The 23,885-nt window shown below is 70.1% G+C and carries 23 protein-coding genes; 15 read left to right on the plus strand and 8 right to left on the minus strand.

Annotated elements, in window-relative coordinates; translation table 11 throughout:
• Positions 1-28 precede the first annotated feature (28 nt).
• Positions 29-673 (minus strand): YafY family protein, encoded by a 645-nt coding sequence (locus K8640_RS16850; RefSeq protein ID WP_141332990.1) that lies wholly within the window; start codon positions 671-673, stop codon positions 29-31.
• A 53-nt stretch (positions 674-726) separates the two neighbouring features.
• Between K8640_RS16850 and K8640_RS16855 the strand changes: the two genes are divergently transcribed.
• The 5 genes from K8640_RS16855 (at position 727) to K8640_RS16875 (ending at position 7,096) form a co-directional block, all read left to right on the plus strand.
• Positions 727-3,165, plus strand: a complete 2,439-nt coding sequence (locus tag K8640_RS16855) for a DNA polymerase domain-containing protein (RefSeq protein WP_223747938.1) — start codon at positions 727-729, stop codon at positions 3,163-3,165.
• A gap of 140 nt (positions 3,166-3,305) precedes the next feature.
• Positions 3,306-3,926 (plus strand): trimeric intracellular cation channel family protein, encoded by a 621-nt coding sequence (locus K8640_RS16860; RefSeq protein WP_223747939.1) that lies wholly within the window; start codon positions 3,306-3,308, stop codon positions 3,924-3,926.
• Positions 3,927-3,989: 63 nt separating this feature from the next.
• On the plus strand, positions 3,990-4,484 hold the full coding sequence (locus tag K8640_RS16865; RefSeq protein WP_223747940.1) for a nuclear transport factor 2 family protein: 495 nt from the start codon (positions 3,990-3,992) through the stop codon (positions 4,482-4,484).
• Between the two features lie 46 nt (positions 4,485-4,530).
• Positions 4,531-4,932, plus strand: coding sequence for a tetratricopeptide repeat protein (locus K8640_RS16870; protein WP_223747941.1), 402 nt, complete (start codon positions 4,531-4,533; stop codon positions 4,930-4,932).
• Positions 4,933-5,398: 466 nt separating this feature from the next.
• Entirely contained in the window at positions 5,399-7,096 is a 1,698-nt protein-coding gene (locus tag K8640_RS16875; RefSeq protein ID WP_223747942.1) for a dihydroxyacetone kinase family protein, read from the plus strand.
• Here the strand turns inward: K8640_RS16875 and K8640_RS16880 are convergent.
• Positions 7,086-8,105 (minus strand): DUF6268 family outer membrane beta-barrel protein, encoded by a 1,020-nt coding sequence (locus K8640_RS16880; RefSeq protein WP_223747943.1) that lies wholly within the window; start codon positions 8,103-8,105, stop codon positions 7,086-7,088. The two genes, K8640_RS16875 and K8640_RS16880, sit on opposite strands and share 11 nt — an antisense overlap.
• 135 nt (positions 8,106-8,240) lie before the next feature.
• Between K8640_RS16880 and K8640_RS16885 the strand changes: the two genes are divergently transcribed.
• The 3 genes from K8640_RS16885 to K8640_RS16895 all read left to right on the plus strand — a co-directional run bounded on the left by K8640_RS16885 (position 8,241) and on the right by K8640_RS16895 (position 11,364).
• Positions 8,241-8,849, plus strand: a complete 609-nt coding sequence (locus K8640_RS16885; RefSeq protein ID WP_223747944.1) for a hypothetical protein — start codon at positions 8,241-8,243, stop codon at positions 8,847-8,849.
• Positions 8,850-8,988: 139 nt separating this feature from the next.
• Positions 8,989-11,103 (plus strand): endo-1,3-alpha-glucanase family glycosylhydrolase, encoded by a 2,115-nt coding sequence (locus K8640_RS16890; RefSeq protein WP_223747945.1) that lies wholly within the window; start codon positions 8,989-8,991, stop codon positions 11,101-11,103.
• 39 nt (positions 11,104-11,142) lie between these two features.
• Positions 11,143-11,364 (plus strand): WG repeat-containing protein, encoded by a 222-nt coding sequence (locus K8640_RS16895; protein ID WP_223747946.1) that lies wholly within the window; start codon positions 11,143-11,145, stop codon positions 11,362-11,364.
• Positions 11,365-11,371: 7 nt separating this feature from the next.
• Here K8640_RS16895 and K8640_RS16900 read toward each other — a convergent pair whose 3' ends face one another.
• A complete protein-coding gene (locus K8640_RS16900) occupies positions 11,372-12,817 on the minus strand; it encodes a hypothetical protein (RefSeq protein ID WP_223747947.1) in 1,446 nt (481 codons plus the stop codon).
• Between the two features lie 129 nt (positions 12,818-12,946).
• Between K8640_RS16900 and K8640_RS16905 the strand changes: the two genes are divergently transcribed.
• The 3 genes from K8640_RS16905 to K8640_RS16915 all read left to right on the plus strand — a co-directional run bounded on the left by K8640_RS16905 (position 12,947) and on the right by K8640_RS16915 (position 15,863).
• Positions 12,947-13,993 (plus strand): sensor histidine kinase, encoded by a 1,047-nt coding sequence (locus K8640_RS16905; protein ID WP_223747948.1) that lies wholly within the window; start codon positions 12,947-12,949, stop codon positions 13,991-13,993.
• Entirely contained in the window at positions 13,990-14,775 is a 786-nt protein-coding gene (locus K8640_RS43130; protein ID WP_223747949.1) for a LytTR family DNA-binding domain-containing protein, read from the plus strand. Before K8640_RS16905 ends, K8640_RS43130 begins: the two co-directional genes overlap by 4 nt.
• Before the next feature lie 113 nt (positions 14,776-14,888).
• Positions 14,889-15,863, plus strand: a complete 975-nt coding sequence (locus tag K8640_RS16915; protein ID WP_223747950.1) for a Xaa-Pro aminopeptidase — start codon at positions 14,889-14,891, stop codon at positions 15,861-15,863.
• A gap of 337 nt (positions 15,864-16,200) precedes the next feature.
• Here K8640_RS16915 and K8640_RS16920 read toward each other — a convergent pair whose 3' ends face one another.
• Positions 16,201-16,995: a dioxygenase gene (locus tag K8640_RS16920; RefSeq protein ID WP_223747951.1), complete on the minus strand. Its 795-nt coding sequence runs from the start codon at positions 16,993-16,995 to the stop codon at positions 16,201-16,203.
• Positions 16,996-17,636: 641 nt separating this feature from the next.
• Between K8640_RS16920 and K8640_RS16925 the strand changes: the two genes are divergently transcribed.
• Both K8640_RS16925 and K8640_RS16930 read left to right on the plus strand, forming a co-directional pair.
• Positions 17,637-18,752, plus strand: coding sequence for a DUF2380 domain-containing protein (locus K8640_RS16925; protein ID WP_370640355.1), 1,116 nt, complete (start codon positions 17,637-17,639; stop codon positions 18,750-18,752).
• A complete protein-coding gene (locus K8640_RS16930; protein ID WP_223747953.1) occupies positions 18,749-19,219 on the plus strand; it encodes an NUDIX hydrolase in 471 nt (156 codons plus the stop codon). The genes K8640_RS16925 and K8640_RS16930 overlap by 4 nt, the downstream gene beginning before the upstream one ends.
• Positions 19,220-19,231: 12 nt before the next feature.
• On the opposite strand, the gene K8640_RS43135 is transcribed toward K8640_RS16930, so the two are convergent.
• Positions 19,232-20,059, minus strand: a complete 828-nt coding sequence (locus K8640_RS43135; protein WP_370640356.1) for a DUF6597 domain-containing transcriptional factor — start codon at positions 20,057-20,059, stop codon at positions 19,232-19,234.
• A gap of 90 nt (positions 20,060-20,149) precedes the next feature.
• On the opposite strand from K8640_RS43135, the gene K8640_RS16945 reads away from it, so the two are divergent.
• Together K8640_RS16945 and K8640_RS16950 are read left to right on the plus strand one after the other, a co-directional pair.
• Positions 20,150-20,668 carry a DUF3224 domain-containing protein gene (locus K8640_RS16945; RefSeq protein WP_223747954.1) on the plus strand — a complete coding sequence of 173 codons (519 nt, stop codon included), beginning with the start codon at positions 20,150-20,152 and terminating at the stop codon, positions 20,666-20,668.
• A 62-nt stretch (positions 20,669-20,730) separates the two neighbouring features.
• On the plus strand, positions 20,731-21,393 hold the full coding sequence (locus K8640_RS16950; protein ID WP_223747955.1) for a hypothetical protein: 663 nt from the start codon (positions 20,731-20,733) through the stop codon (positions 21,391-21,393).
• Between the two features lie 9 nt (positions 21,394-21,402).
• Here the strand turns inward: K8640_RS16950 and K8640_RS16955 are convergent, their stop codons facing one another.
• The 3 genes from K8640_RS16955 to K8640_RS16965 all read right to left on the minus strand — a co-directional run bounded on the left by K8640_RS16955 (position 21,403) and on the right by K8640_RS16965 (position 23,872).
• On the minus strand, positions 21,403-22,545 hold the full coding sequence (locus K8640_RS16955; protein WP_223747956.1) for a leucine-rich repeat domain-containing protein: 1,143 nt from the start codon (positions 22,543-22,545) through the stop codon (positions 21,403-21,405).
• Positions 22,546-22,617: 72 nt separating this feature from the next.
• Positions 22,618-22,857 carry a hypothetical protein gene (locus tag K8640_RS16960; protein ID WP_223747957.1) on the minus strand — a complete coding sequence of 80 codons (240 nt, stop codon included), beginning with the start codon at positions 22,855-22,857 and terminating at the stop codon, positions 22,618-22,620.
• A gap of 139 nt (positions 22,858-22,996) precedes the next feature.
• Positions 22,997-23,872 carry an NAD(P)-dependent oxidoreductase gene (locus tag K8640_RS16965; protein WP_141327527.1) on the minus strand — a complete coding sequence of 292 codons (876 nt, stop codon included), beginning with the start codon at positions 23,870-23,872 and terminating at the stop codon, positions 22,997-22,999.
• Positions 23,873-23,885 lie beyond the last annotated feature (13 nt).

The raw sequence follows: 23,885 nt of genomic DNA on the forward strand, positions 1-23,885 counted from the left end.
GCGGCATGGCCGTTGGCGCGCGGGGAATTCAGGGCTCGAAGGCGCGCAGCACCTCGGCGTGGACGATGCGGTCCAACCGGAAGGGGCGCCGCGCGCCGCTCTGCATGTCCTGGGTATCCAGGCGTGTCTCGTGTCGGTCCATCACGACGGAGAGGATGCGCACCTCGCGCGTGGTCTCCAGGAAGTTGCCGTCCACATACGTCAGGCGCAGCGGCTGTTGCTCGAACCAGGCGCGCTCGATGGCCGCTCGGACGGCGGGCTTGCTCGGCAGCGACGGCACGCCCAGGAAGCTCAGCTCCTTGAGCCGGTCGAGCAGCTCGCGCTGCGCGGACGTGGAGAGCGCGGCGCGCACCTTGTCCAACGCCGACTCGAGCGTGCCCGCGAAGGGCATCAGCCGCATGTCGATGGCGAAGCGTCCCAGCGCCACCAGCAGCGCCGCCTCGCGCGCGGTGAAGTTCACCGGCGGCAGGCTGTAGCTGCGGTCCAACGCGTAGCCGCCGCCCCGTCCCCGCTCCGCCGCCACCGGCATTGACGCGGCGCGCAACGTGTCGAGGTCGCGGTAGATGGTGCGGATGGTGACGCCGAAGCGCTCGGCGAGCGTCTCGGCGGTGACGCCGGTGCGGCGGCCCCGGAGGTACTCGGCGAGTGCGAAGAGTCGCTCGGTGCGTTGCATGGCGTGGGTTTCCTGACATACCGCTGACACCCGGGAGCGGCAAGGTGTGGGGCATGATGGCGGGCATGGTGGAGGACGAATGGCTGTGGGGCTGGGACGCGACGCCGGGCATCGTCTCGGTGTGGGCGGAGCCCGACGGCCGCGCCTTCGTGTGGCGCAGGCTCCCGGAGTCGGGGGCGCTGGTGCGCGAGGACGTGCGCTTCCGGCCGTGGCTGGTGCTGTCGAACCTGGAGGACCTGGAGCACCTGGGGCCGCGGCTGCGACCGGAGCGTGAGGGGCCCGCGCCGCGTCGGGTGACGTACCAGGAGCTGTCGGGGCCGGGGGCGCTGCGCTTCCTGATTCGCGCGGAGGACGGGCGCGCGCTCGCATCGGACGTGTTGCAGGGCGCGTCGCGGCGGCTGGGGCGGCCGTTCGCGAACCTGCGGGACCTGAGCGCGGAGACGGTGCTGTCGCTGCCGCCGGAGGAGCAGTACCTCACGGCGTCCGGGCGGACGTACTTCCGGGGGCTCTCCTTCGAGTCGCTGCACCGGCTCCAGTTCGACTTGGAGACGACGGGGCTGGACCCGGGCAAGGACCGCATCTTCCTCATCGCGATGCGGGGGCCGCGCGGGGACACGGACGTGCTGGAGGCGCACGGGGACGGTGACGCGGCGGAGGCGGACCTGCTGCGCCGGTTCGTCGAGCGGGTGCGCCAGTGGGACCCGGACGTCATCGAGAACCACAACCTGCATGGGTTCGACCTGCCCTTCGTCGCGCGGCGCGCGCGGCGGCTGGATGTGCCGCTGGCGTTGGGGCGCGCGGGCTCACCGGGCCTGCGGCACCGTCCGTCCGCGCGGGGCTCGGCGTTGGGGCGGGGGGCGGAGCGCAACGCGGATTCGATGCGGCGCGCGCGGTACACGGTGCCGGGGCGCGAGTTCATCGACACGTTGGACGCGGTGCTGCGGCACGACTTCTCGGCGCGGGATTTGCCGGGGCATGGGCTCAAGGTGGTGGCGCGGCACTTCGGCATCGCGGGCCCGGCGCGTGAGTACATCCCCGGGGCGCGGGTGCACGAGGTCTTCAAGACGGACCCGGAGCGGGTGCGGCGCTACGCGCGGGACGACGTGGCGGAGGCGGAGGGCGTGGCGCGGCTGTTGGGCGGGGCGGCGTTCGCCCTGGCGCGCATGGCGCCGCGCCGGTACGAGCGCCTGGCGGACGCGGGGCCGGCCACGGGGGTGTTGGACCCGTTGCTGGTGCGGGCGTACCTGCGTTCGGGGGCGGCGATTCCGGCGCACGAGGGCGGGGATGGCACGGCGCACAGCGGGGCGGCGCTGCACCTGTTCGCCACGGGGGTGGCGCGGCGGGTGGTGAAGGCGGACGTGGCCAGCCTGTATCCGTCGTTGATGCGCGAGTACCGCATCGGGCCGAAGCGGGACAGGTTGGGGGCGTTGTTGTCGATGGTGGACCGGCTGGTGGACCAGCGGCTGGCGGCGAAGAAGCGGGCCCGGGCGGCGCCCGCGGGCTCCACGGAGCGGCACGAGAACGACGCGCTGTCGTCGGCGATGAAGATCATCGTCAACTCGGCCTATGGGTACATGGGCGCGGTGGGGTTGACGCGCTTCTCGGACGTGCACGCGGCGAACGAGGTGACGCGGCGCGGGCGCGCGGTGCTGGCGCTCCTGTGTCGGGAACTCGCGCGGCGGGGCGTGACGTTGTTGGAGGCGGACACGGACGGCGTGTACTTCGCGGTGCCGGAGGACTGGCGCGAGGAGGACGAGCGGCGGGTGGTGGCGGAGGTGGCCGCGCTGTTGCCTCGCCGGGTGCAGCTGGAGTTCGACGGGCGCTATGCGGCGATGTTGTCGCACGAACCGAAGAACTACGCGCTGCAGTCGCATGACGGGACGCTCCACCTCAAGGGTGTGGCCTTCCGCTCCAGCCGCGCGGAGCCGTTCGGCGAGGCGTTTCTGCGCAAGGCCTTGCGGTGTCTGTTGGCGGGAGACGTGGCGGGCGTGCGGGACGTGTACGTGGACACGGTGATGGCGCTGCGCAGGCGGCGGGTGCCGACGACGGAGGTGGCGGCGCACGTGCGGCTGACGAAGGACTCCGCGCAGTACGCGGCGGTGCGTGAGCGCAGGCGCGAGCTGGCGTACGAGGCGATGCTCACCGCGGGCAGGACGTCGTGGGCGGCGGGTGAGCGCGTGCGCATCTACCGCGCGGTGGGCGGGCGCGCGGGCCTGCTGCCCGAGCCGGAGCCGGATGACGTGGAGGAGGTGTCCGCGCAGGGCGCCGAGGACCCGCGGGACTACGACGTCGAGTACTACGTGCGGCTCTTGAAGGACACCTTCGCCGCGCGCCTGGAGCGGGGCCTGACGCCGCTGGACTTCTCCACCGTGTTCGACGACCCGGGGCAGCCCTCGCTCTTCACGCCGTCACTCGTGGACTCGCGTCCCATCCTCACGGTGGTGCAGGCGCCGCCGGAGGACGAGACGCAACAGGAGTCGCTCGGCGGCTGACAGCCCGCGGTGCCGTGCTGTTCAGAAGACGTCCTCCGTCACCCGTGTCGCGTTGAATCGATGCGGGCGCTGCGTCAGACCCGGAGCTCCAGGGGGATGGGATGCGGCCAGCATCGATGGAGAGGTCACCCACGCGTGGGATGTCGCGTGCGCTGCTGACAGCGGGAGACCTCGCGGGCACCTTCGTCTTCGCCATCGAGGGAGGGCTGACGGCGGCGCGCGCGGGCCTGGACGTGCTCGGCATCCTGGTGCTCGCCTTCGCCACCGCGCTGGGCGGAGGCATGGTGCGGGACGTGCTGCTCGGCGCGGTGCCGCCGCTGGCCCTCCAGGATTGGCGCTACGCGGCCACGGCCTTCGGCGGAGGCGCGCTGGTGATGCTGCTGAGTGGCCCTTTGGGGCACGTGCCCGTGACGCCGCTGCTCATCCTGGATGCGGCGGGGCTCGCGCTCTTCACGGTGACGGGCGCGGGCAAGGCCCTCTCGCTGAAGGCCACTGCGCTGGCGGCCATGCTCCTGGGCGCCATCACCGGCGCGGGCGGGGGGACGATTCGGGACGTGCTGCTCGCGCGCGTCCCCCTGGTGCTGCGCGCGGATGTCTACGCGGTGGCGGCGCTGTCGGGCGCGGGCGCGTTGCTCCTGGCGCGCAGGCTGGGCGCCTCCGCCGTGCTCGCCGCGAGCGTGGGCGCGGCCGTCTGTTTCGGATTGAGGACGCTCGCCATCCTGCTCCACTGGAAGCTTCCGGGAATCCTCCCTCCTCCCTGAGCCGCTTGTTGGCAATTCAGCGTGTATTCCCAGGCTGACGGGCTGAGCCTAGAGTTCCCGTCCATGCGCGAAAAAGACACGCAGTATGTATTGGATTGGATTGCCATCCAGGAGCTGGTGGCGGAGTACGGGCAGGCCATCGACTTCGGCAAGGACACCGGGGACTGGAGTCGGTGGGCGAACGTCTTCACGCCCCAGCTCACCGCGGACTACAGCCGCTTCATGGGCGGCGAGCCCATCCACATCACCCGCGAGCAGGCCGCCGAGTACGGCCGGGTGGCGGTGAGCGCCTTCAGCCGCGTCCAGCACGCCACGGCGACGACCATCCGCATCCACTTCAAGAACGAGACGCAGGCCCAGGTGATGGCCTACGCGGAGGTGGCCCACTACTTCACGCTCGGTGGCGTGCAGCAGGAGTGGACCATCGTCGCGCGCTACACGCATGACGTGGTGAAGACGGCCGAGGGCTGGCGCATCGAGAAGGTGCTCCTGGACCCCGTCCACTACCGCGGCAACCCCCTGGGCCTGGAGTTCGTGCAGGGCAAGAGACTGGCGTGAGCGACACCTCCGGGTGTCTGCTCTCGCACCTGGGAGGAATCGCATCATGGGTGATGAACATCCCCTGCGCCTCGCGTCCGAGCTCGCGCGGGCGGGCAGGATTGACGAGGCCATCTCGTGCCTGGAAGCTGCGTTGGGGCGCACCCGCTCCATGGCGGAGCGCCCCGCCAACACCTCGCTCCTGCCGAGGACGGCGGGGCTGCTCTGTGAGGAGGCTGGGAGGCTGCCACAGGCGGTGCGCTACTACGAGGAGGCCCTTGCCGTTGCGGCGGAGCGCGAGCCGCTCCTGTTGCTTGCCCTGGCGGAGGTGCATCGGCGCTCGGGGCAGGTCGCCCGAGCCCAGGTCTGCCTGGACGAGGCCGAGGCACTGGCTCGCAGCTCCGCGGAGGTCGACGTCGCGAGGAGGGTTGCCCAGCTCCGCGAAGCATGGGCGCGCGAGGAGCGTTGAGCGAGGTCTCGAGGCGAGTGGTTCCGGTCGAAGCAGTACCTCGCCGGTGGCGAGATGCTCGTGAGGTGACCTCCGACGGATGACTCCGGTCCGGGGCCCGCGAGTCCTCGGCACATGTGTGGGTCCTATGCGTGAGTGACGCGCCCGGTGATGGACGATTCCGGTCCTTGGCTCGCGTGTCCTCAGTGCGCGTCACGTGCGAGGGTGACGTTCCCGCTGACGGACGAGCCCGGTCCGTCGCCTGTGTGTCCTGTGCGAGCGCGTCACGCGCGAGGATGACGTTCCCGCTGACGGACGAGCCCGGTCCGTCGCCTGTGTGTCCTGTGCGAGCGCTTCGCGCACGAGGGTGACGTGCCCGCTGACGGACGATTCCGGTCCGTCGCCCGCGGGTCCCCGGCACCCGCGCGCCACGCGCGTGGTTTACTCCCGCCCCTGGACAGCACAGGTCGCCAAGGAGCGGGAACCGGTGAAGAAGCTCGTCAATGAGCCCAAGGCCGTCGTGAGGCAGATGCTGGAGGGATTCGTCGCGCTCGCTCCAGGACAGGTGTTGCTCGATGACGAGACGGTGGTCATCCGGAGCGACACGCCCGAGGACCCCCGACAGCGCAAGGTGTCCGTCATCTCCGGCGGCGGCAGTGGCCATGAGCCTGCTCACGCCGGCTACGTGGGCGCGGGCATGCTGGACGCGGCCGTGGCCGGTGACGTGTTCACCTCGCCCAGCACCGACGCCGTGCTCACCGCCATCCGCGCGGTGTCCGGCCCCGCGGGCTCGTTGCTCGTGGTGAAGAACTACACCGGAGACCGGCTCAACTTCGGCCTCGCCGCGGAGCTGGCCCGCGCCGAGGGCATTCCCGTGGAGGTCGTGGTGGTGGCCGATGATGTCGCCCTGCGCGACACCGTGGAGCCCTCGCGCCGTCGCGGCATCGCCGGCACCGTGCTCGTGCACAAGGTCGCGGGCGCAGCGGCCGCCGCCGGACTTCCCCTGTCGGACGTGCTCCGCGAGGCCCAGGCCGCATCGGCGGAGCTGGGCACCATGGGCGTCGCGCTCGGGCCCTGCACAGTGCCCGCGGCGGGGCGCCCCGGCTTCACCCTCGGCGACGAGGAGATCGAACTGGGCCTGGGCATCCACGGTGAGCAGGGCGTTCTGCGCGCTGAGCTCCAGTCCGCGGACGCGCTGGTGGAGACGCTGCTCGCCGCCATCGTCGAGGACCGCCGTCTGACCTCGGGCGCGCGCGTGGCGTTGCTCGTCAATGGACTCGGTGGCACGCCGCCGATGGAGCTCGCCATCGTCACGCGCCGTGCGCTGGCCGTCCTGCGCGAACGAGGCCTTCGCGTCGAGCGGGCCTGGAGCGGGACGTTCCTCTCCGCGCTGGAGATGCCCGGCTGCTCGTTGTCGCTGTTGAAGGTCGACGACACCCTGCTGACCCGGCTGGACGCGAAGACGTCCGCGCCCGCATGGGGCGGGGAAGGGCGGCTCGCTCCGGAGCGTGCGCCCAGGCCCGTCACCGCCGCGCCCTCCGTGTCCTCGGCCCCCGCCGCGAAGCCACCGGGGATGGAGAAGGTCCACGCGGCGGCGCTCGCGGTGGCGTCCGCTTTCGAGGCGAGCGAGTCGCGCCTGACGGAGCTCGACAGCGCGGCGGGAGATGGCGACCTGGGCATCAGCCTGTCGCGCGGCGCCGCGGCCATCCGCGCGCTCCCCGAGTCCTCGTGGACGAGTCCCTCGCGAGCCCTCACCTCCATCGGTGAGGCCCTGCGCCGCGCCATCGGCGGAAGCTCCGGGCCGTTCTATGCCACGGCGCTGCTGCGCGCCGCGCGCCGCTTGTCGGAAGGGCCCGTGGATGCGCCGGCCTGGGCGGAGGCGTTCGTCCTCGCCGTCGACGCCGTGGCGAACCTCGGCGGCGCCAGGCCCGGAGACCGCACCATGCTGGATGCGCTCCGTCCCGCGGCGGACACCTTCGCCCAGGCGCTGAAGGCGGGACAGGCACCCGCCTACGCCTGGGCCGCGTGCGTGCGCGAGGCGGAGCAGGGCGCCGACGCCACCTCGCGCATGCAGCCCCGCCTGGGGCGCGCCAGCTACCTGGGGAGCCGCGCGCTCGGTGTCCCGGATGCGGGCGCCGCCGCCGTCGTCGTCTGGGTGAAGGCGCTCACGCCCTTCATCGGATGAGCGGAGGCGTGCTGCCCTTCGACGGCGGCACCCCCGACAGGCTGTTCGCGGCCGGACGCGAGGTGGCCGCGACCCGCTTCGGGGGCCGCCACCCGAGCGACACCCGCAGGTAGGGCGCCGGGCCCGTGGACTGGAGCATCCCCAGCTCCACCCGGTCCCGGTTCCTGTCGAGCAGCGCGTAGTCGTTCAGGAAGTCGAGCCCCAGCGAAGTGCTCAACCACAGGCTGCTGCCGCCCAATCGCGTGTTCACCGTGGGGCCCGCGCGCAGCGCCGTCTCCCGCACGTAGCGGGCCGCCAGGTCCTGGCTGCCCTCGGGCAGGCGCGTGCGGAACACCTGCTGGTCGAACATGGCGCTGAGGCCCAGCTCCAGACCGTCGCCCACCTTGAGCATCGCGGTGAGCCGGGGCAGGCCCAGCTCCAGGATGTACGCGCCCTTGCGATAGGTGAAGGCCGCCATGGGGATGACGGGCGTGGCGTCGAACGGATAGAGGGCGACGAGCCCGAAGGTGAGCCGCACGTCCGGGTCTCCGCCAATCAGGTAGTTCGCCATGGCGAAGCCCGCCCACGACGTGTCCAGCCCCACGTCGAACGAGCTCTTGAAGTCCGTGCGCGGATTCGCGGACACGCCCGAGATGAGCATCCACCGGGGCGCCAGCGGACGAATCACCGTGAGCCCCAGGCTGAAGCGATGGAAGCGCCGGCTCAGGTCCTCCTCGGACACGTCCGCGAGCGGGCCGCGTCGCTCGAGCCCCATGAAGCGCGTCTCGTACCCGAACGAGGGCACCAGCACCGTCTTCCCCAGGAAGAGGGGAGGAAGCGGCAGGCGCAAATCCAGCTGATGTCGTTCGTCCAGTCGCCCGCCCTGCGAACCGATGCGGGTCCCCCGCGCGACGGTGATGCCGACATAGGCCCGGTCCTCCGTCGTCTGCGCCGAACCCGTCCCCGCGAAGACGAGCACGCAGGCGAGCAGCACCTGTTGGAGGGGCGCCCAGCGCACAGCCCTGGTCACTGACACATGGACCTCACCACGGTTTTCCCGGCCGAGCCCCCACTATACAGGGAGTCGGCGCTCCCACGTCCGTCCAGGCAGTCCGCCGAAGACATTGTCCTCGTCACCCGGGCCGCGGACTTCTACCCTGGCTCCATGAAGCTCTTCGATACGTTGCTGCAGGAAGCCTCGTTGCATGACAAGGCCGGCTCGGCCTCCAAGCGGGCGGCGCTCAAGACGAAGCTGACACCCACCGACACCGTCGAGCAGGTGTCGGGCGACCTGCGCATCTGCGAGGGCGAGGACCGGCGCGTGGGCGGCGGCCTCGTGGTGAAGGGCAACCTGGTGCTCGAGGACCAGGGGCGGCTGCTCGTCGCGGGCAACCTGGTCGTCGAAGGCAGCATCATCCACGAGGGCTTCGACTACTCGCTGCTCTTCGTCGGCGGCGCGCTCCAGGCGGGCAACCTGCTCGTGCACGGCGAGGTCGTCGTCCTCGGCGCCTTCAAGGTCCAGGGCGTCGCGTGGACGTACTACAGCGACTACTCGACCTACGCCGACACGCTGACGGCCCGGCTCGTCGTGGCGGATGACCGCGAGGACGCCATCGGCAAGGTGAGCGCGGAGAACCACCTCGTCGGTCACTCGAGCGAAATCGGTCCCAAGCTGAGCAAGCTGCTCCAGAAGGGCCTCGTCGACGAGGAGGGCGAGTGGTCCTACACCACGCTCGCCAAGAAGCTGCTGAAGAAGGAAGCGCTGCTGGCGTGAGGCGGGTACCCCGCACGGTGCGCTGTCGATAAACCAGGAAACCTCCGGATTGTTCGCGCCATCCGGAGCGTGCGTGTGTCCGAGGAGCAACCCCCCACTCTTCGTCCTCCACGGCGAAGAGCCCTCCGAGGTCCAATCCATGCACACACCCTGGGCGTTCCCCCGGGCACGGCTCGCCGTGTCCTTGCTGGTGCCGTTGCTCTCGTGGTCCTGCTCGGGTGGAGCACCGGAGGAGCAGGACGTCTCCTCGGGCGACACGCCTCGGGGCGAGGCGCCCTCGACGCCAGGAGAGGCGAGCTCTCTCGGGACGGCCGCTGACGCGCTGGAGACGGTGCTCATCGCGTCGGGCGCGACGTGGCGCTACCTGGACACGGGCGTGGACCTGGGCACGGGCTGGACGGCGCCGGGCTATGTGGACGGCGCGTGGGCCTCGGGCGCGTCACCGCTGGGCTACGCGGAGACGGACCTGGCCACGACGGTCTCCTTCGGGAGCAACACGGCAAGCAAGCACATCACCACGTACTTCCGGCGCGCCTTCACGGTGACGGACGCGGCGTCGGTGCGCGAGCTGCGCCTGCGCTTGCAGCGCGACGACGGCGCCATCGTCTACCTGAATGGTGTGGAGGTGCTCCGCAGCAACCTGCCTTCGGGCACGGTGGGCTATCGCACGCTGGCGCCCGCCACCATCTCCCTGCCCGTGGAGGAGCAGACGTGGCACGCGCAGGCCCTCGACACGGCGGCGCTGCGCACGGGCACGAACGTGCTCGCGGTGGAGCTGCACCAGTCCGCGGCCAACACGTCGGATGCGCGCTTCGACCTGGAGCTGAGCGCGACGGTGGCACCCGCGCCCTCGCCCATCTCGCAGTGCTACCCGTTCGACATGCCCGCGACGAGCGTGCTGCGCGCGGCGCCGAAGAAGGTCTTCGGCTTCTATTACCCCATCTTCCCCATCTCCATCGACAACAAGGCGCCCGCCGACGACCACTGGACCAGCTGGCTGACGCCCGAGGCGCGCGGGGGGGAGTACGCGAACATCGGCGGGCTGATGCGTGACCGGCCGCTGCCGCGAGCCCCCTGGGCCGACAGCGCGTGGCGACAGCGTGACTTCGAGGTGGAGGTGCGCCGCGCCATCGCCGCCGGCATGGACGGTTTCCTCTACGAGCACCCGTACCGCGTCTCGTCCGACACGCGGAACAACCAGCTGACCACGATGCTCGCCGCCGCGGCGGCCGTGGACCCGGAGTTCCGCATCGTCCTCAGCCCCGACTTCCCCACCGAGGCCACGGGCACCACGGACGGCCTGGTGTCGATGATTGCCTCCGTCGCCAACCACCCGTCCGTGCACAGGCTCGACGGCGCTGTCGTGCTGGCCAGCTTCAACCCGGAGCGCAAGTCGGTGGCCTGGTGGACGGAGGTGAAGACGCGGCTTGCGTCCCAGGGCATCCAGGTCACCTACTGGCCGCTGCTCTCGTACACGGGAGACGTGACGAAGTACGCGGAGTGGAACAACCTGGTGACGGGCTTCTCCACCTGGGGTGAGCGCACCGCGCAGTCCGGGGAGGCGATGCGCCGCTGGAGCGTGGAGTCGCACCGGCGCGGCAAGCGGTGGATGTCTCCCGTCGCGTTCGAGGACGTGCGCCACAAGCTCACCGACAGCGAGAACAGCAGCCGCGTGTACTGGGAGGCGCAGAACAGCCTGGCGTTCCGCACGCAGTTCGAGAAGGCGATGGAGGGCGACGCGGACTGGGTGACGCTGCTGACGCTGACGGACTACGGCGAGTCGTGGATGACGGCGTCGCAGGAGCGCGGCTACGTCATCATGGATTGGATTGCGTACTACACCACCTGGTTCAAGACGGGGCAGCGGCCCACCATCGTCCGCGACACGCTCTACTACACGCACCGCCGACACCGCACCGACGCGCCGTTCGATGCCACCAAGCAGACCGCGCGCGCCATGAAGCTGCGCGGCGGCGTGGCCGCGTCCAACCAGGTGGAGCTGCTCGCGTTCCTCAAGGAGCCGGGCCGGCTGGTCATCACGCAAGGCACGGACGTGCGCACGCTGGACGTGACGAGCGCCGGCGTGACGGCCTTCCAGGCGCCGCTCGTTCCCGGCACCACGCCCGTGTTCGAGCTCCAGCGCAACGGCGTCACGGTGCAACGGCTCCAGAGCGCCACACCCGTCGTCGCGCAAACCGTTTACCAAGACCTCATGTATCACGCGGGCGGTGGACGCTCCTGCGCGAGGCCCTGAGCGTGGACGGGCGCGGGCCCGCTGCCTAGGGTCCGCGTCATGTCCGCCACACGCTACGGCTTCATCGACACGAAGGGGGAGCTGGTCATCGAGCCCCGCTTCGAGGCGGTGAACGGCGGGTTCTCGGAAGGGCTGGCCGCCGCGAAGGAGGGCGGCCTGTTCGGCTACATCCACCCGGATGGGAGCTGGGCGCTGACGCCCCGCTTCGCGTCGGCCCAGCCCTTCACCCACGGACGGGCCGTCGTGCTGAACGCCGGTTGAGCGCTGGTTACTTCGACGGCGTGGGGATGCCGACGGTGAGCCTGTGCGCGGGCACGGGCGTGGCGGTGGCCACGTTCCAGCTGTCCGGGCGGCCCGCCACGTCTCCGGTGGGCAGCACCCCATTGCCCAGAACCCCCGTCTTGTTGCGGCCCCAGGAGTAGAGGGTGCCGTCCGTGGCGGTGGCGTAGCCGTAGAAGGACTGCGCGGTGTTGTGCAGCGCCTTGAACGTCACGCCCGGGGCGACCTGCACGGGACGGAAGACCATCTTCTGGTAGTTGGACCAGTCCCATTGGTAGGGCGTGTGGTAGGTGGCGAAGTCCAGCATCACGCCGTTGCCCACCTCGCCCATCGCGCTGTCGCCCCAGCCCCACAGCGAGCCGTCGTCCAGGATGACGTGCGTGGCGTGGCCGTTCGCGGTGACGTGGGTGATTTTGCGCGAGCCGAACTCCGGGAACGACAGCTTGCGCGGCGTGGCCACGGGGTACCAGCCGCCCGCCGGCGGGCCGAGTCCCAGGAAGGTGCCCTGCAGGCCCCAGCCCCAGAGGTCACCTGCTTCATCGAGCGCCACCGCCCAGCGGCTGCCGCCCGCGGCGAGCTCCTTCACGCGCGTCGGGATGCTCAGCGGGTTGGGGCGCGCGTAGTCGTTGAACCTGCCCGTGCCCAGCGTCTCCGCCGCGGCGCTCCCGCCCCAGGCCCATGCCTTGCCCGTGTCATCCAGCGCGAAGATGGAGGTGTCGTTGGTGGTGAAGCTCGTGATTCGCACACCCTGGGGCAGGGGGACCTTCGTGGGCCGGGTGATGTTGCGCGGCGCCGTGTTCCCGTCCCCGGCGATGCCCAGCGTGTTGCCAATCGCGGTGCCGCTCATGCCCCAGACCCAGAAGGAGCCGTCCGCCTTGAGCGCCATGTTGAAGAGCAGCGCGCTGCGCACCTTGATGACGTTGTCGAACGTCTCGCCGGTGGAGTCCGTGAGGACCAGGTACGGCTGTCCGTTGTTCGGCGTGGTGGCGCGGTTGGGTTGGTCGTTCGTGGTGCCATCCCCGCGTTGGCCGTAGAGGTTCTGCCCGAAGGTCCACACGCGGCCCAGGGTGTCGAGCGCCACGCTCTGGAAGCCGCCGCCCGCCACGTCCTTGAAGCGCAGTCCCTGGGGCAGGGCGATGTCCACCGGCGGGACCTGGTTGTACGGGTTGGAGTGCCCCACGCCGAGCTGCCCCGCGCGGTTGGAGCCGAGCCCCAGCACGCGTCCGTCCACCAGGTAGAACAGCTGATACTCCGCGGTGGCGATGTGTGTCAGCCCCGCGAGGCTGTCTCCCGCGTCGGGAGTCCCCGCGTCGCCCAGGGCTTCCTGGCCGAGCGCCTCGTCCAGCGGGCCCTCCCCCTCTGGTTGAGCGGGCGACCCGGAGCAGCCAACGAGGACCACGGCGAGCGAGGCGAAGAGGGCGCGAAGGAGTGGCATGTTTCTATTGTCACTCGATTGCCATAATGAAGGAAAGTCAGGTCCTGGAGGGGCTCGCCAGGGTTCGTGTCTCCGAGGAGGAATGCGCGCGGGTGGGAATGTCGATGTGAGTTTGTGTACCTTGCTGCCATGTCACGCGGACGCGGCTGGCTGTTGTGGGTGGGGGCCTTCTCCTATTGGACCTTGCAGGGACTGGCGGCCTCCAGTGAGGCGCACTCCGTGCGGGGCGTGTCCTGGACGCATGCGCTGCTCACGGATGGCCTCGCCACGGCGCTGTGGGCGCCCGTCACCATCGCGGTGGTGCACTTCGGCCTGCGCTTCCCGTTCGACCGGCGCCTGTGGCGCTCGCGGCTCGCGCTGCATGTGGGGGGCGCGCTCGCGGTCTCGTTCTTCCGGGCGACGGTCATCTACTCGCTGGACCCGTACTTCCACTGGTACGACGCGCCGCCCGCGTACACGGCGGTGCTCGAGCATGCGCTGCTCTACAACCCGTTCATCTACCTGACGCTCCTGGGCGTGGCCCACGCCATCTACTACGCGGAGCAGCTGCGGCTGCGTGACACCCAGCTCGCCCGCGCGCAGCTCCACGCGCTGGAGGCGCAGCTGCACCCGCACTTCCTCTTCAACACGCTCAACTCCATCTCCGCGCTGGTGCGCAGGGACCCGCTGGGCAGCGAGCGGATGATTGCGCGCCTCAGCGACTTGCTGCGGGAGACGCTCGAGGCGGCGGGGCGCGAGGAGGTGTCCCTTCGCGACGAGCTGCGCACGCTCCAGCTCTACCTGGACATCCAGGGCGTGCGCTTCACCGACCGGCTCCGGGTGGAGCAGGACATCGCGCAGGAGGCGCTGGGCGCGCGGGTGCCGCACCTGGTGCTGCAGCCCCTGGTGGAGAACGCCATCCAGCACGGCATCGCGCCGCGCTCGGCGCCGGGCACGGTCACGGTGACGGCCAGGCGCGAGGGGCCGGAGCTGCTGCTGGAGGTCCGCGACGACGGCGTGGGGCTGCGCGAGGGCGCGGCGGCGAAGTCCGAGGGGAGCGGCAAGGGGCTGTGGATCACCCGCGAGCGCCTGGTGCAGCTCTACGGCCCCGCGCACCGGCTGAAGCTGGAGGCTCGCGAGGAGGGTGGGGCGCGGGTGTCGCTGGCCATTCCCTTCCGGACGGAGCGTGCGGCGTGACGCAGCCCATCCGCGTGCTCATCGTCGACGATGAGCCCCTCGCCCGGGCGCGGCTCAAGGAGCTGCTCTCGGAGGAGCCGGACATGGCCGTCATCGGCGAGTGCCGGGACGGCAACGAGGCCATCGACGCCATCGGCAGGCAGCGCCCGGACCTGGTGCTGCTGGACGTGCAGATGCCGGAGCCGGATGGCTTCGGGGTGCTGCGGGCGGTGTCGCGCGAGCACCAGCCGGCGGTCATCTTCGTGACGGCGCACCGGGACTTCGCGGTGCAGGCGTTCGAGGCGAACGCGCTCGACTACCTGCTCAAGCCCTTCGACCAGGAGCGCTTCCGGCGGAGCCTCTCGCGCGTGCGTGAGCGCAGGCGCACGGGGGCGACGGAGCTGGACGCGGAGCTGGTCGAGCGGCTGGAGTCGCTGTCCTCGAGACTGTCCCCCGCCCCGGAGCGGTATGCGACGCGGCTGGTGGCCAAGGTGGGCTGGCGCATGCGCTTCTTGCGCGTGGAGGACATCGACTACCTGGAGGCGGAGGGCAACTACGTCTGCGTCCACCAGGGCAAACAGTCCTTCCTGACGCGCGAGACGATGAACGCGGTGGAGGAGAAGCTGGACCCGAGGGACTTCGTGCGCATCCACCGCTCGCTCATCGTCCGGCTGGACCGGGTGGAGGAGGTGGAGCCGCTGGCGCCCGGGGAGATGGTGCTCACCCTGCGGGACGGCACGAAGCTGACCTCCGGACGCAGCTACCGCGCCCGGCTGCAGCGGGCCCTGGACCTGCCCTCCTGAGCGTTGTCCGGGGCGGGCTCCACGGTTCGTCCCGGAAGCTCCACCGTTCATCCCATCGTCAATGCGGTCGTCGAGCAGGGAGGCGATGGTGTCTCCAACAAAGGAGACGCCGCATGCACCGCTTCACGCCGAGCAAGTCGTGGTCCGTGGGATTCATCGCCGCCCTGTCCTCCCTGTCGATGGCGTGTGCGTCGCAGGCGCCGGAGACGGCCCCCGTGGCCGAGGCGCTCGGCGCGGCGGAGGTGTCCAGCGAGGCGTTGCGCTTCCTGAGCTGCACCCCGGGCGGCAGCATGTTCGCGCCTGGAGAGGTCTCGCTGCCGGACCGCTCCGAGTACCGGCTCACCTTCTCCGCGGACGGCAACACGGCCTACTACCACGTGGACTCGGCGGAGGCGCCGTTCCAGGCCATCTACGAGACGCGCAAGGTGAACGGCCACTTCACGCCGGGCCAGTTGGTGTCCTTCTCGGGGACGTGGCTGGACACGGACCCGTTCCTGTCGGTCGACGGCCAGTCGCTCTTCTTCTCGTCCACGCGGCCGGTGACGGGGACCGAGGAGCGCGCGGACTCGGACCTGTGGGTGGTGCACAAGCAGGCGGATGGGAGCTGGGGTGAGCCGCTGCACCTGGGGCCGAACGTGAACTCGGACCGGCAGGAGCTGTACGTGAGCGCCACGCGGGACGGGACGTTGTACTTCGCGAGCGGGACGTTCGACTCGGACTTCAACGTGTATCGCGCGGAGCGGCGGGGGCCGGGGTACGCGCCGGCGGAGAAGCTGAGCGTGGCCATCAACAGTCCGGATTATTGGGAGTACAACTCGCACATCTCCGCGGATGGGCGGGTGCTCATCTTCGCGTCGCTCAACCGGCCGGAGGGTTACGGGCTCGGTGACCTGTACGCGAGCGTCAACATCGGCGGGAAGTGGACGAAGGCCATCAACCTGGGGCCGGCGGTGAACACGGAGAAGGACGAGTTCCACCCGTCGCTGAGCGTGGACGGCCGTCACCTCTACTTCGTGCGCCAGACGTGGGCCCCGTTCGTGCCGTCGGACTTCTACACGCTCGACACCCTCTGCCTGCTGTTCCAGTGACGGCGAGGCGCCCTCCGCCCGGGGGCGGCGCCCTCGCCACGCAGCAAGGCGCGGCGGGCGAGGCGTGGTGGAGCCGCGCCACGTCTCGTCCGTCCTCGCCGTGGCCGTGAGGTGGGTTTGACGATGGGGACGCCCTCCGCCCGGGGGCGGCGTTCTCGTCGGGTGGCAAGGCGGGGTGGGCGAGGAGTGGAGCAGGGCCACTCCTCGTCCGCCTTCGCTGTGTGGCTTCGGCGCGCGCAGCGCCAGCGTGCCTGCGACGCGCATGTTGGCCGGGGGATGGCTTCGTCGTCGGGCGGCGAGACGGGGCGTGGAGTGGTGCCCCTGGGGCGCCTCGGCTTCAGCCCGGGATGCCCACGACGAGCGTGACGACGTAGCCGTCCGCGACGCTGCCTGTCACGGTGGCGACCTGGGTGGAGGAGCCATCGCTGAAGACGTTGTCCGTCGCGAGGCTGACGCGTTGGAAGTTGGCGACGCTCTGCGAGTAGCCGGACGTGGCGTAGACCTCGTCGCAGGCGGCCTTGGGCAGGGCGAGCTGGGAGGTGACGAGCTTGTTCGCGGACGAGGTGGCCGAGGCCAGGTCCGGGTACACCTCGAAGTGGATGTGGGGCCAGCGGCCGCTGTAGCAGGCGGGGAAGATGCTGGTGAAGGTGACCTGGCCCTGGCTGTTGGTCTCCTGCACGCCGCGCAGGTAGTTCTCGTTCGTGATGCCCGCCCCGTAGAGGGAGTACTCCCCCGAGTTGTCGCAGTGCCACAGATAGACGGCGCGGCCGGCGAGCGGGGCGCAGGCATCGTTGACGTCGACGAGGGTGAGTGTCACCGTCGTGAGGACTCCCTCGGCGACGGTGCGGGTGTTGCCGAAGCTCGCGCGGATGTCCGAGCGGACGATGCCCGACTGCTGGAGGACGTTGGGCCCGTTCGAGCCGTCGGCGGGGTAGGGGCCGGCGGTCTCCTCGGGGATGCGCGAGCAGCCGGACGGGTCTGGTGTCGGGTCGTCATCGTCGCCGCAGCCGAGCCATGGAATGAGGCTGGCGCCGGCCATCCAGCGCAGCACCTGCCTGCGTCCCGCGCGTGCCATCAGGACGCGCAGGTCCTGCTGGAGCCCTTGATGGTGACGCGGATCCTCGTCGCTCATGTGTCCTCCCCTTGGGTCGGGCCAAGGTAGGAACCCGGTCTGAAGGAAGTCCGCGCGGGCGTGGTCCACTCAACGCCTGTCCCGACAGGTGTTGGCGACTGGAGGTTCGTGTCGCGCCGGAGCGCGGGCTTCCTGCGTACTCGTGGGTGGGAGGACCCCCGTTGCTGGGTTCAGGCCGGATACGGGAAGGATGCTGGAGGTGCTTCTACGGCTCGAGTGACTCCGCGAGACTCGGGACTCGTCCCACGCCCATACCGAGGCGTGCCCAGGAGTCCTGCATGTCCAGGAGGCGATGCCGCTGGTCTGGTCCACTGTCCCTGCTCCTGGTGGTCGCCTTGACCACGACGGGTTGTGCATCCGTGCCGCAGGCGTCCAGCCATGGCGAGGTGTGGAACTACACGCCGTCCGAGACACCCACGGGGCGGCAACGGCTCTGGCGCAACGTGGCGCAGCGAGATGCTGCAACCCGTGTCCGGGGTGGGAGCGGAGCTGTCGAGGCCGGGGAACGAAGTGTCACGCTCACGCGTCAGGCCGTCCTCGAAGCCATCGAGGAGGTGCGGGGCTCCCTCGGTGGTGTCTCAGCCGTGCTCTCCCATCTCGAGGAGCGAACGTCCTCATCCAGTGTGAGTGGACTCGAGGGTGTGTTCACCCGATACCGTGAGCACGGCGCCCGTCAGCTGGCGTGGCTGCGTGGAGAGTCCAGGAGCGCCACGGCGCTCGTGGGCGTGGCATCAGAAGTGGGGGATGCGGGGATGGAGGTGGGCATCCTCGGCATGGCCGGACCTCGTCTCCAGGCCGCGATGTTCGGTGCCCTGCTGGCGTCCACGTGGGTGGACTTCCTCCAGCTCGCTGACGCGGTCCTTCGAGACTGCCCCATGTACGGAAGAGAGCGGCTCTTCGCGGAGCTGCACCGTGTCCAGGGCTTGATGGAGCCTTCGTTGAAGGAACTCGCGTCACGAGACCCCGAGCGTGTCGCCGCCGCGGCGGTCGCCATGCCCGCGCTGATGGGGACGTTGTCCCGAGAGTTCGATGCGATTCGCCGAGACGCGCGCTCGGCCATGGAGCTGGGTGGCAAGGTGATGGTGGCGGTGCAGGTGTTGGAGATGCTCACCCTGATTTCGACCTTGAAGATGTCGCTGCCGCGTCCGCCGCCGGCTGTGCCCGTGACGCTTGGAGCGCGGCTCGCGATGGGCTCGGGCGGCGTCATGGTGGGCTCACGAATCGTGGTCTCCGCCGAATGGGTGGAGATGATGCGCAGGCTGGTCCAGGCGGGCGTCATCTCGGTTCCGGTGGTGGGCGCGGCCGTCCGCATCCACGGCGGGCAGGTGATGATGGCGCAGGCGCACCAGGACCTGCCCGAGGGCGTGCGAGAGGCGCTGGGGGATGGCCCCGAGGTGCGTGGCATGCACGTGACGGGACGTGCAGGGGCCGGCATGTCCGAGGCGCCGAAGCACCACGTCCTGCCGAAGGAGCACCGCGAGTGGTTCGAACAGCGTGGCTTCAAGGGCGACCTGGACATCGACAGCTTCTGCGTCAGGCTGGAGCGCTCCCACCATGAGGCGATTCATGGTGGGGGCAACTGGAAGCTGGGACGCATGTGGCCCGACGAATGGAATAGGAGGATCATGCGCACCCTGAACGATGCGGAGTTGGCGGCAGGGCAGCCGTTGACGCGGAATGAGGTACTGAGCATCGTCGCGGAGAACATGAAGCTCTACGACATCCCAATGAAGTTCACCAAGGGTCGGAGCCGATGACCGATGGGCGCTCGTGGCAGGGGAACTGGCGTGTCCGGCTCTACGAGCGGGTCCGCGAGCGCGGCTTCGACTCGTTGACGGCCTTTGCGGAGGCACGCCCTGCCGTGCCGCTGTACGCGCTGGCAGAAGAGCTTGGAAAGGACGACATCGCCGGGGCGCAGGTGTTGGTCGGATTGCGTGCTGAAGCGGAACGGCGGAATCAAGTCACGCGACTCGTCCGTGACCTGCTCGTGCGTGAGTTGGCGGCAGGGCTTCCCAACGGGTGGCCAGCGACACTTGATGACGTGACTCGCTTCCAGGTCGCGAAGGCACTTGGCATGTGGTCTGGGTCCACTCCAGAAACATATTCGGAGCGGACTCGGCAGGTGATTGCCGCGCTCCGGGCGAATCCTCCCCCTATGGGCTGGCGCCCGCTCGGGCCTGATGACGAATTGCTCCGGACACTCCTCCCCGACGAGGAGGCATGACCCTGAACGGCTCTACTTGCCCGCGGCCCGCCGGCTCGCGGCGGCGCGCTCGGCGTACTGTCCCGGAGAGCAGCCGACCAGGGCCTTGAAGTCGCGGATGAAGTGGGACTGGTCGAAGTAGCCCAGTTGGAGCGCCAGGCTCGCCATGTCGGGCACCTGGACGCGCGCGAGCTGCTCGGCGGCTTCGTGGAGCCGGTAGCGCTTGAGGACCCACTTGGGACTCACTCCCACCGCCGCGCTGAACCTCCGCTGGAGGTTGCGCGGCTCCAGCTTCGCCAGCGCGGCCACCTGCTCCATCCGTGTCACCGACGCGTCCGCCGCGAGCCGCTCCACCAGGTCCCGCATCCTCGCGATGGGCTCGGGCATGGGCGGCAGCCGTCGCCGCAGGAAGTCCTGCGCCAGCGTCACGCACCGGCGCACGTCCGGCTCCGCCAGGAGGGCGTCCTTCAGCGCGATGCCCTCCCTCCCGAACACCGAACGCACGCTCACCGTCCGGTCCGTGAGCTGGGACAAGGGCGCCCCCAACACCGGCTGGAACGCCGCGGGCCGGAACTTGATGCCGAACACCCGCGACTGTCCCTGAATCCTCCGGCGGAACCGGCGCGACTGCACCCCCGTGACGCGGCCCTGTCCCCGGTCGAACACCACATGCACACAGGGATGGGGGAGCGTCTCCGCCAGGAGCGGCGGCTCGCCGCGCAAGTCCCACCGCACCGTCCAGAAGTGCTGGATGAACTCCTCCAGCTCCGCGGCGGGCGCGAAGCGCTCATGCACGATGCTGTCCGCGGGAGCGGGACGTTGGAGGACGCCACGCACGGCGTCGATGCGAGGGCGACTCACCAGCGCGCATTCTGTCGGCGTGTCGCGTTTTTGCAATCCACCCGCCGCGCCGCCACGTATCTGACGGCCCACAACCACGAAGGAGCTCCCATGACGAAGACGGGAACGAATGTGTTGGCGTGGGTGCTCGGCGCCGTGCTCTTCCAGGGCTGCGCGAGCACCCCTGCGGCGGCGACACCCACCCGGACCGGAAGCGAGACGAACATGACGAAGCACGTGAAGGGCATCTTCAACGTCAAGGCGACCCCCCTGGCCCCGGACGCGGGCGCGGCGCAGTCCCCCATCGGCCGGCTGTCCATCGACAAGCGCTACCACGGCGCACTGGAGGGCACGGGCGTGGGCCAGATGCTCGCCACGCTCGACGAGGGCCAGTCCGGTGGCTACGTCGCGCTGGAGCGCGTCACCGGCACCCTCGAGGGACGCAAGGGCAGCTTCACCCTCATGCACTCGGGCTCCATGACGCGCGGAGCATTCAAGGTCGTCGGCTCCGTCGTGCCCGAGTCCGGAACGGACGAACTCCAGGGCATCTCCGGCACGTACGAGATTCAAATCGACGAGAAGGGCGTCCACCTGTACGTGCTCGACTACACCCTCGCGAGCCAGCCCTGAGCAAACGGCCCGAAAGCCCCGAGCGACTTCCGTTCTCGCTCGGGACGGGATAGAGGCCACGCATGGCGAGCGCGACGTGGCGAGAGGATTTGAAGGCCCTGCTGGACGAGATGGACGCCTGGGCCCAGGCGCGGGGCTGGCGGCTCATCCGGGAGGCACCCCTGACGCGCGAGGAGGTGGATGCGCTGCCCCGCATGCTGATCGGGTTCGAGTACGAGCTTCCGACGCCCTATCGCGAGGAGGCCTTCGTCATCCCGGACAGCTATCGCGAGTTCCTGATGCTGCACCGCGAGGTCCGGCTCGAGTACCAGCCGGACACCGAGGAGTGGGAGACGTATCGCCCGTTCCACGTCTGGGCGCCCACGATGGCCTCCCTCACGGCGGCCTGGACGCCCGCGGGCACCACGGTGGATGGCCGGGAGATCACGACGACGGACCTCATCTCCTTCGCGGATGCGTACATGGGCGTGGAGGCGTCGCGGTGGTGCTTCTACACGCGCACCACACCGAAGGACGGAGAGCTGCCCGTCTACTTCGAGGACAACGACTACGAGGCGCTCGCTGGCCACTACGTGGACGACGGCACGTGGTTGGACGAGAACGACCCGATGATGTTCGGCTTCGAGAGCTTCGAGCACTGGTTCCGCGCGCTGTGCAAGGTGCTGCGTCGCGAGGACGTGGACCCCGAGGACCTCCGGCAGGTGGGCGACTCCATCCAGGAGTGAGTCCCCCCGTCACGGTCGCGGATACATCGAGCACTCGGGACGGGCCTGCCTGAAGGCCTCGAGCTCCCCTGGTGGGACGTCCGTGCGCGACAGGTCCAGGAACTTGAGCGCGGGCAGTTGGCTCAGCCACGCCGGCAGCGCGGTGAGGCGCGTGTTCTTGAGGCTGAGCGAGCGCAGGCGCGGAAGCTTCCCGAGCGCCTCCGGGAGCGTGGCGACCGCGGTGTGGTCCAGGTTGAGTGACTCGAGGTCCTGAAGGCGCCCCAGCTCGGCGGGCAGCGTGGCCAGCTCCGCGTTCCAGGAGCAGTCGAGCTGCTTGAGCTTCGTGAGCTGGCCCAGCACGGAGGGCAGCTCCTTGAGCCCCGCCCCCTTCACCGTCAGGGTCTCCAGCTGGGAGAACTCGGCCACCATGTCCGGCACCACGCCCAGCTTGCGGTGGAGCAGCGAGATGGCGCGGGTGTCACGAGGGAAGGTGTCGAAGAGGGCCGCCGCGCCCGCCTGCCTCGCCTTCGCCGCCACTTCGCCGAGGGACTCCTGGAGCAGCGCGAGCGGGTCCCCCAGCTCGGGCTTCTTCGCCGGCTTCGCGATGGCCTTGCGCAGGGGTTCGAGGGCCTTGCCGAGCCACGCTTCAAAGCTTCCCAGCTCGCGCAGGGGCAGGCTGTCCTCCACCTGGAACACGACGGGGGCGCCGCCCTTCGCACCGAGCCCGAAGGCGAAGCCGTTGACGTCGTTCAGGTCCGCGGAGGCGAACATCACGAAGCGGTACACGTGACGGCCCGCCTCCCGCTCCTTACGCACCTCGGTCCACTGACGGTTCGGCTCGCCCATGCCCTGGGACGCGCTCGCGCGCCAGCGCGGCGGCAGGAACGCCAGGGCCTTCTTGCCCGTGTTGAGCCAGCGATACCCCAGCGCCTCGACGAAGCGCTGGTACGACTCGGGCAGGAGTCCCGTCTCGTCGGGGCCCTGCTCGAACACCCGGCTCATGGGCTCCAGGTCCGCGGGGTACTGGCCCACGGCCTTCTCCCCCAGCACGGCGAGCACCTGCTGCTCCAGCGCGGTCCACGCCGCCTCGGGAGCGACAGGCTCCGGCTTCCCGGCGGAGGCGCGGGGCGTGGACTTGCTCTGGGGGGACGAGGAGGTCTTCTTCTGCGCCATGCAACACCACGGGTTCGAGTCGAGGCGCACCGCGCGCGGGGTGCCCGCGGTGCGCCTCGTGACGAATCCCGTCTAACACTCTTCGGCGAGACACTGCGTCATGCACTCCGTATTCGTGCCGCACCGCTGACGACAGATGCGGTTGCACAGGCAGGTCGGGTTGTCCTCACACGCCTGCGCGCTCACGTCTGAGCCGGTATCCGCGGGCTGCTCGCTCACGGGTTCTTGAGTCTCCTCGGGCAGCGGTGCGCCACAGCCGAACATCAGGCCGAGGGCCGTCACCGTGGCCAGCCACATGCTTGCTCTCTTCATCCTGTCTTCCTGGTGGGACGCGCGGGAGTGCGCACCCGGAGTCTAAAGGCAAGCAGTCCAGGAGCGCGAACGCTGCAGTGAGAGCGTCAAATGACAATCAGCCATGCTCTCTGACGCGCCGCTCTATCCTTTCGCGCGCTCAGCGCAGGAAGCGCGCGAGGACCGAGAAGTCGTCCTGTCCGTGCCCCGCCTTCCGGGCGGTCTGGATGAGTGCATCCATGGCCTTGGGGAGGGCGTGGTGGATGTTCCGCTCCTCGCACAGGTGAAGCAGGTGCTGGAACGCCACGTTGTGCGTGTCGAGCGTGGCGGGGCTCTCCGTGTCCGCGCCGTACCGCTCCTGCTGGATGCGCTGGAGCAGGTCGGCCACGCCGAATTGAATCATGGGCACGACGGAGTCCAGATGCGGGCCGAGCCTGTCGAGCGCAATCCCCTCCGCCCGGCAGATGGCCGCGGCCTGCAGCCCGCTGAACAGCGAGCCCCACATGTGGAACAGCATCGCGCTGTCGAGCGCGGAGGCGTGGCCCTCGTCCTCGCTCACGTGCTGCGTGTTTCCACCGAGCGCCGCCAGCACGGCCTGGTGCTTGTCGTACAGGGCCTTCGGGCCCGCGTACAGGAGCGTGCAGTGGGGCTGACCGATGAGGTCTGGCGTGGCCATGATGGCGCCGTCCAGGTAGTCGATGCCGTGCCGACGTGCCCACGTCGCCTGCTCGCGCGCCAGCTTCGGCGAGCCGGACGTGAGCTGCACCAGCACCTTGCCGCGAAGCTCCCGCGTCACCTCGTCCTGGCGCAGCAGCGCGTCGCTGGTGTCGTAGTCGTTCACGTTCACGATGACGACGCTGGCGGCGTGTACCGCGTCCCGCACGGAGTCGGCGATGCGCGCGCCCGCCGTGGCCAGCGGCTCGCACCGTGCCCGGGTGCGATTCCAGACCGTCGTCGTGTATCCGCTCTGGAGGAAGGCCTTGACCAAGGCGGAGCCCATGCGGCCCGCGCCGATGACGCTGATGTGTGGCTTCATGTCGTGTGTCCTT

The organism is Myxococcus sp. XM-1-1-1, from assembly GCF_020037095.1.
Lineage (GTDB): Bacteria > Myxococcota > Myxococcia > Myxococcales > Myxococcaceae > Myxococcus > Myxococcus fulvus.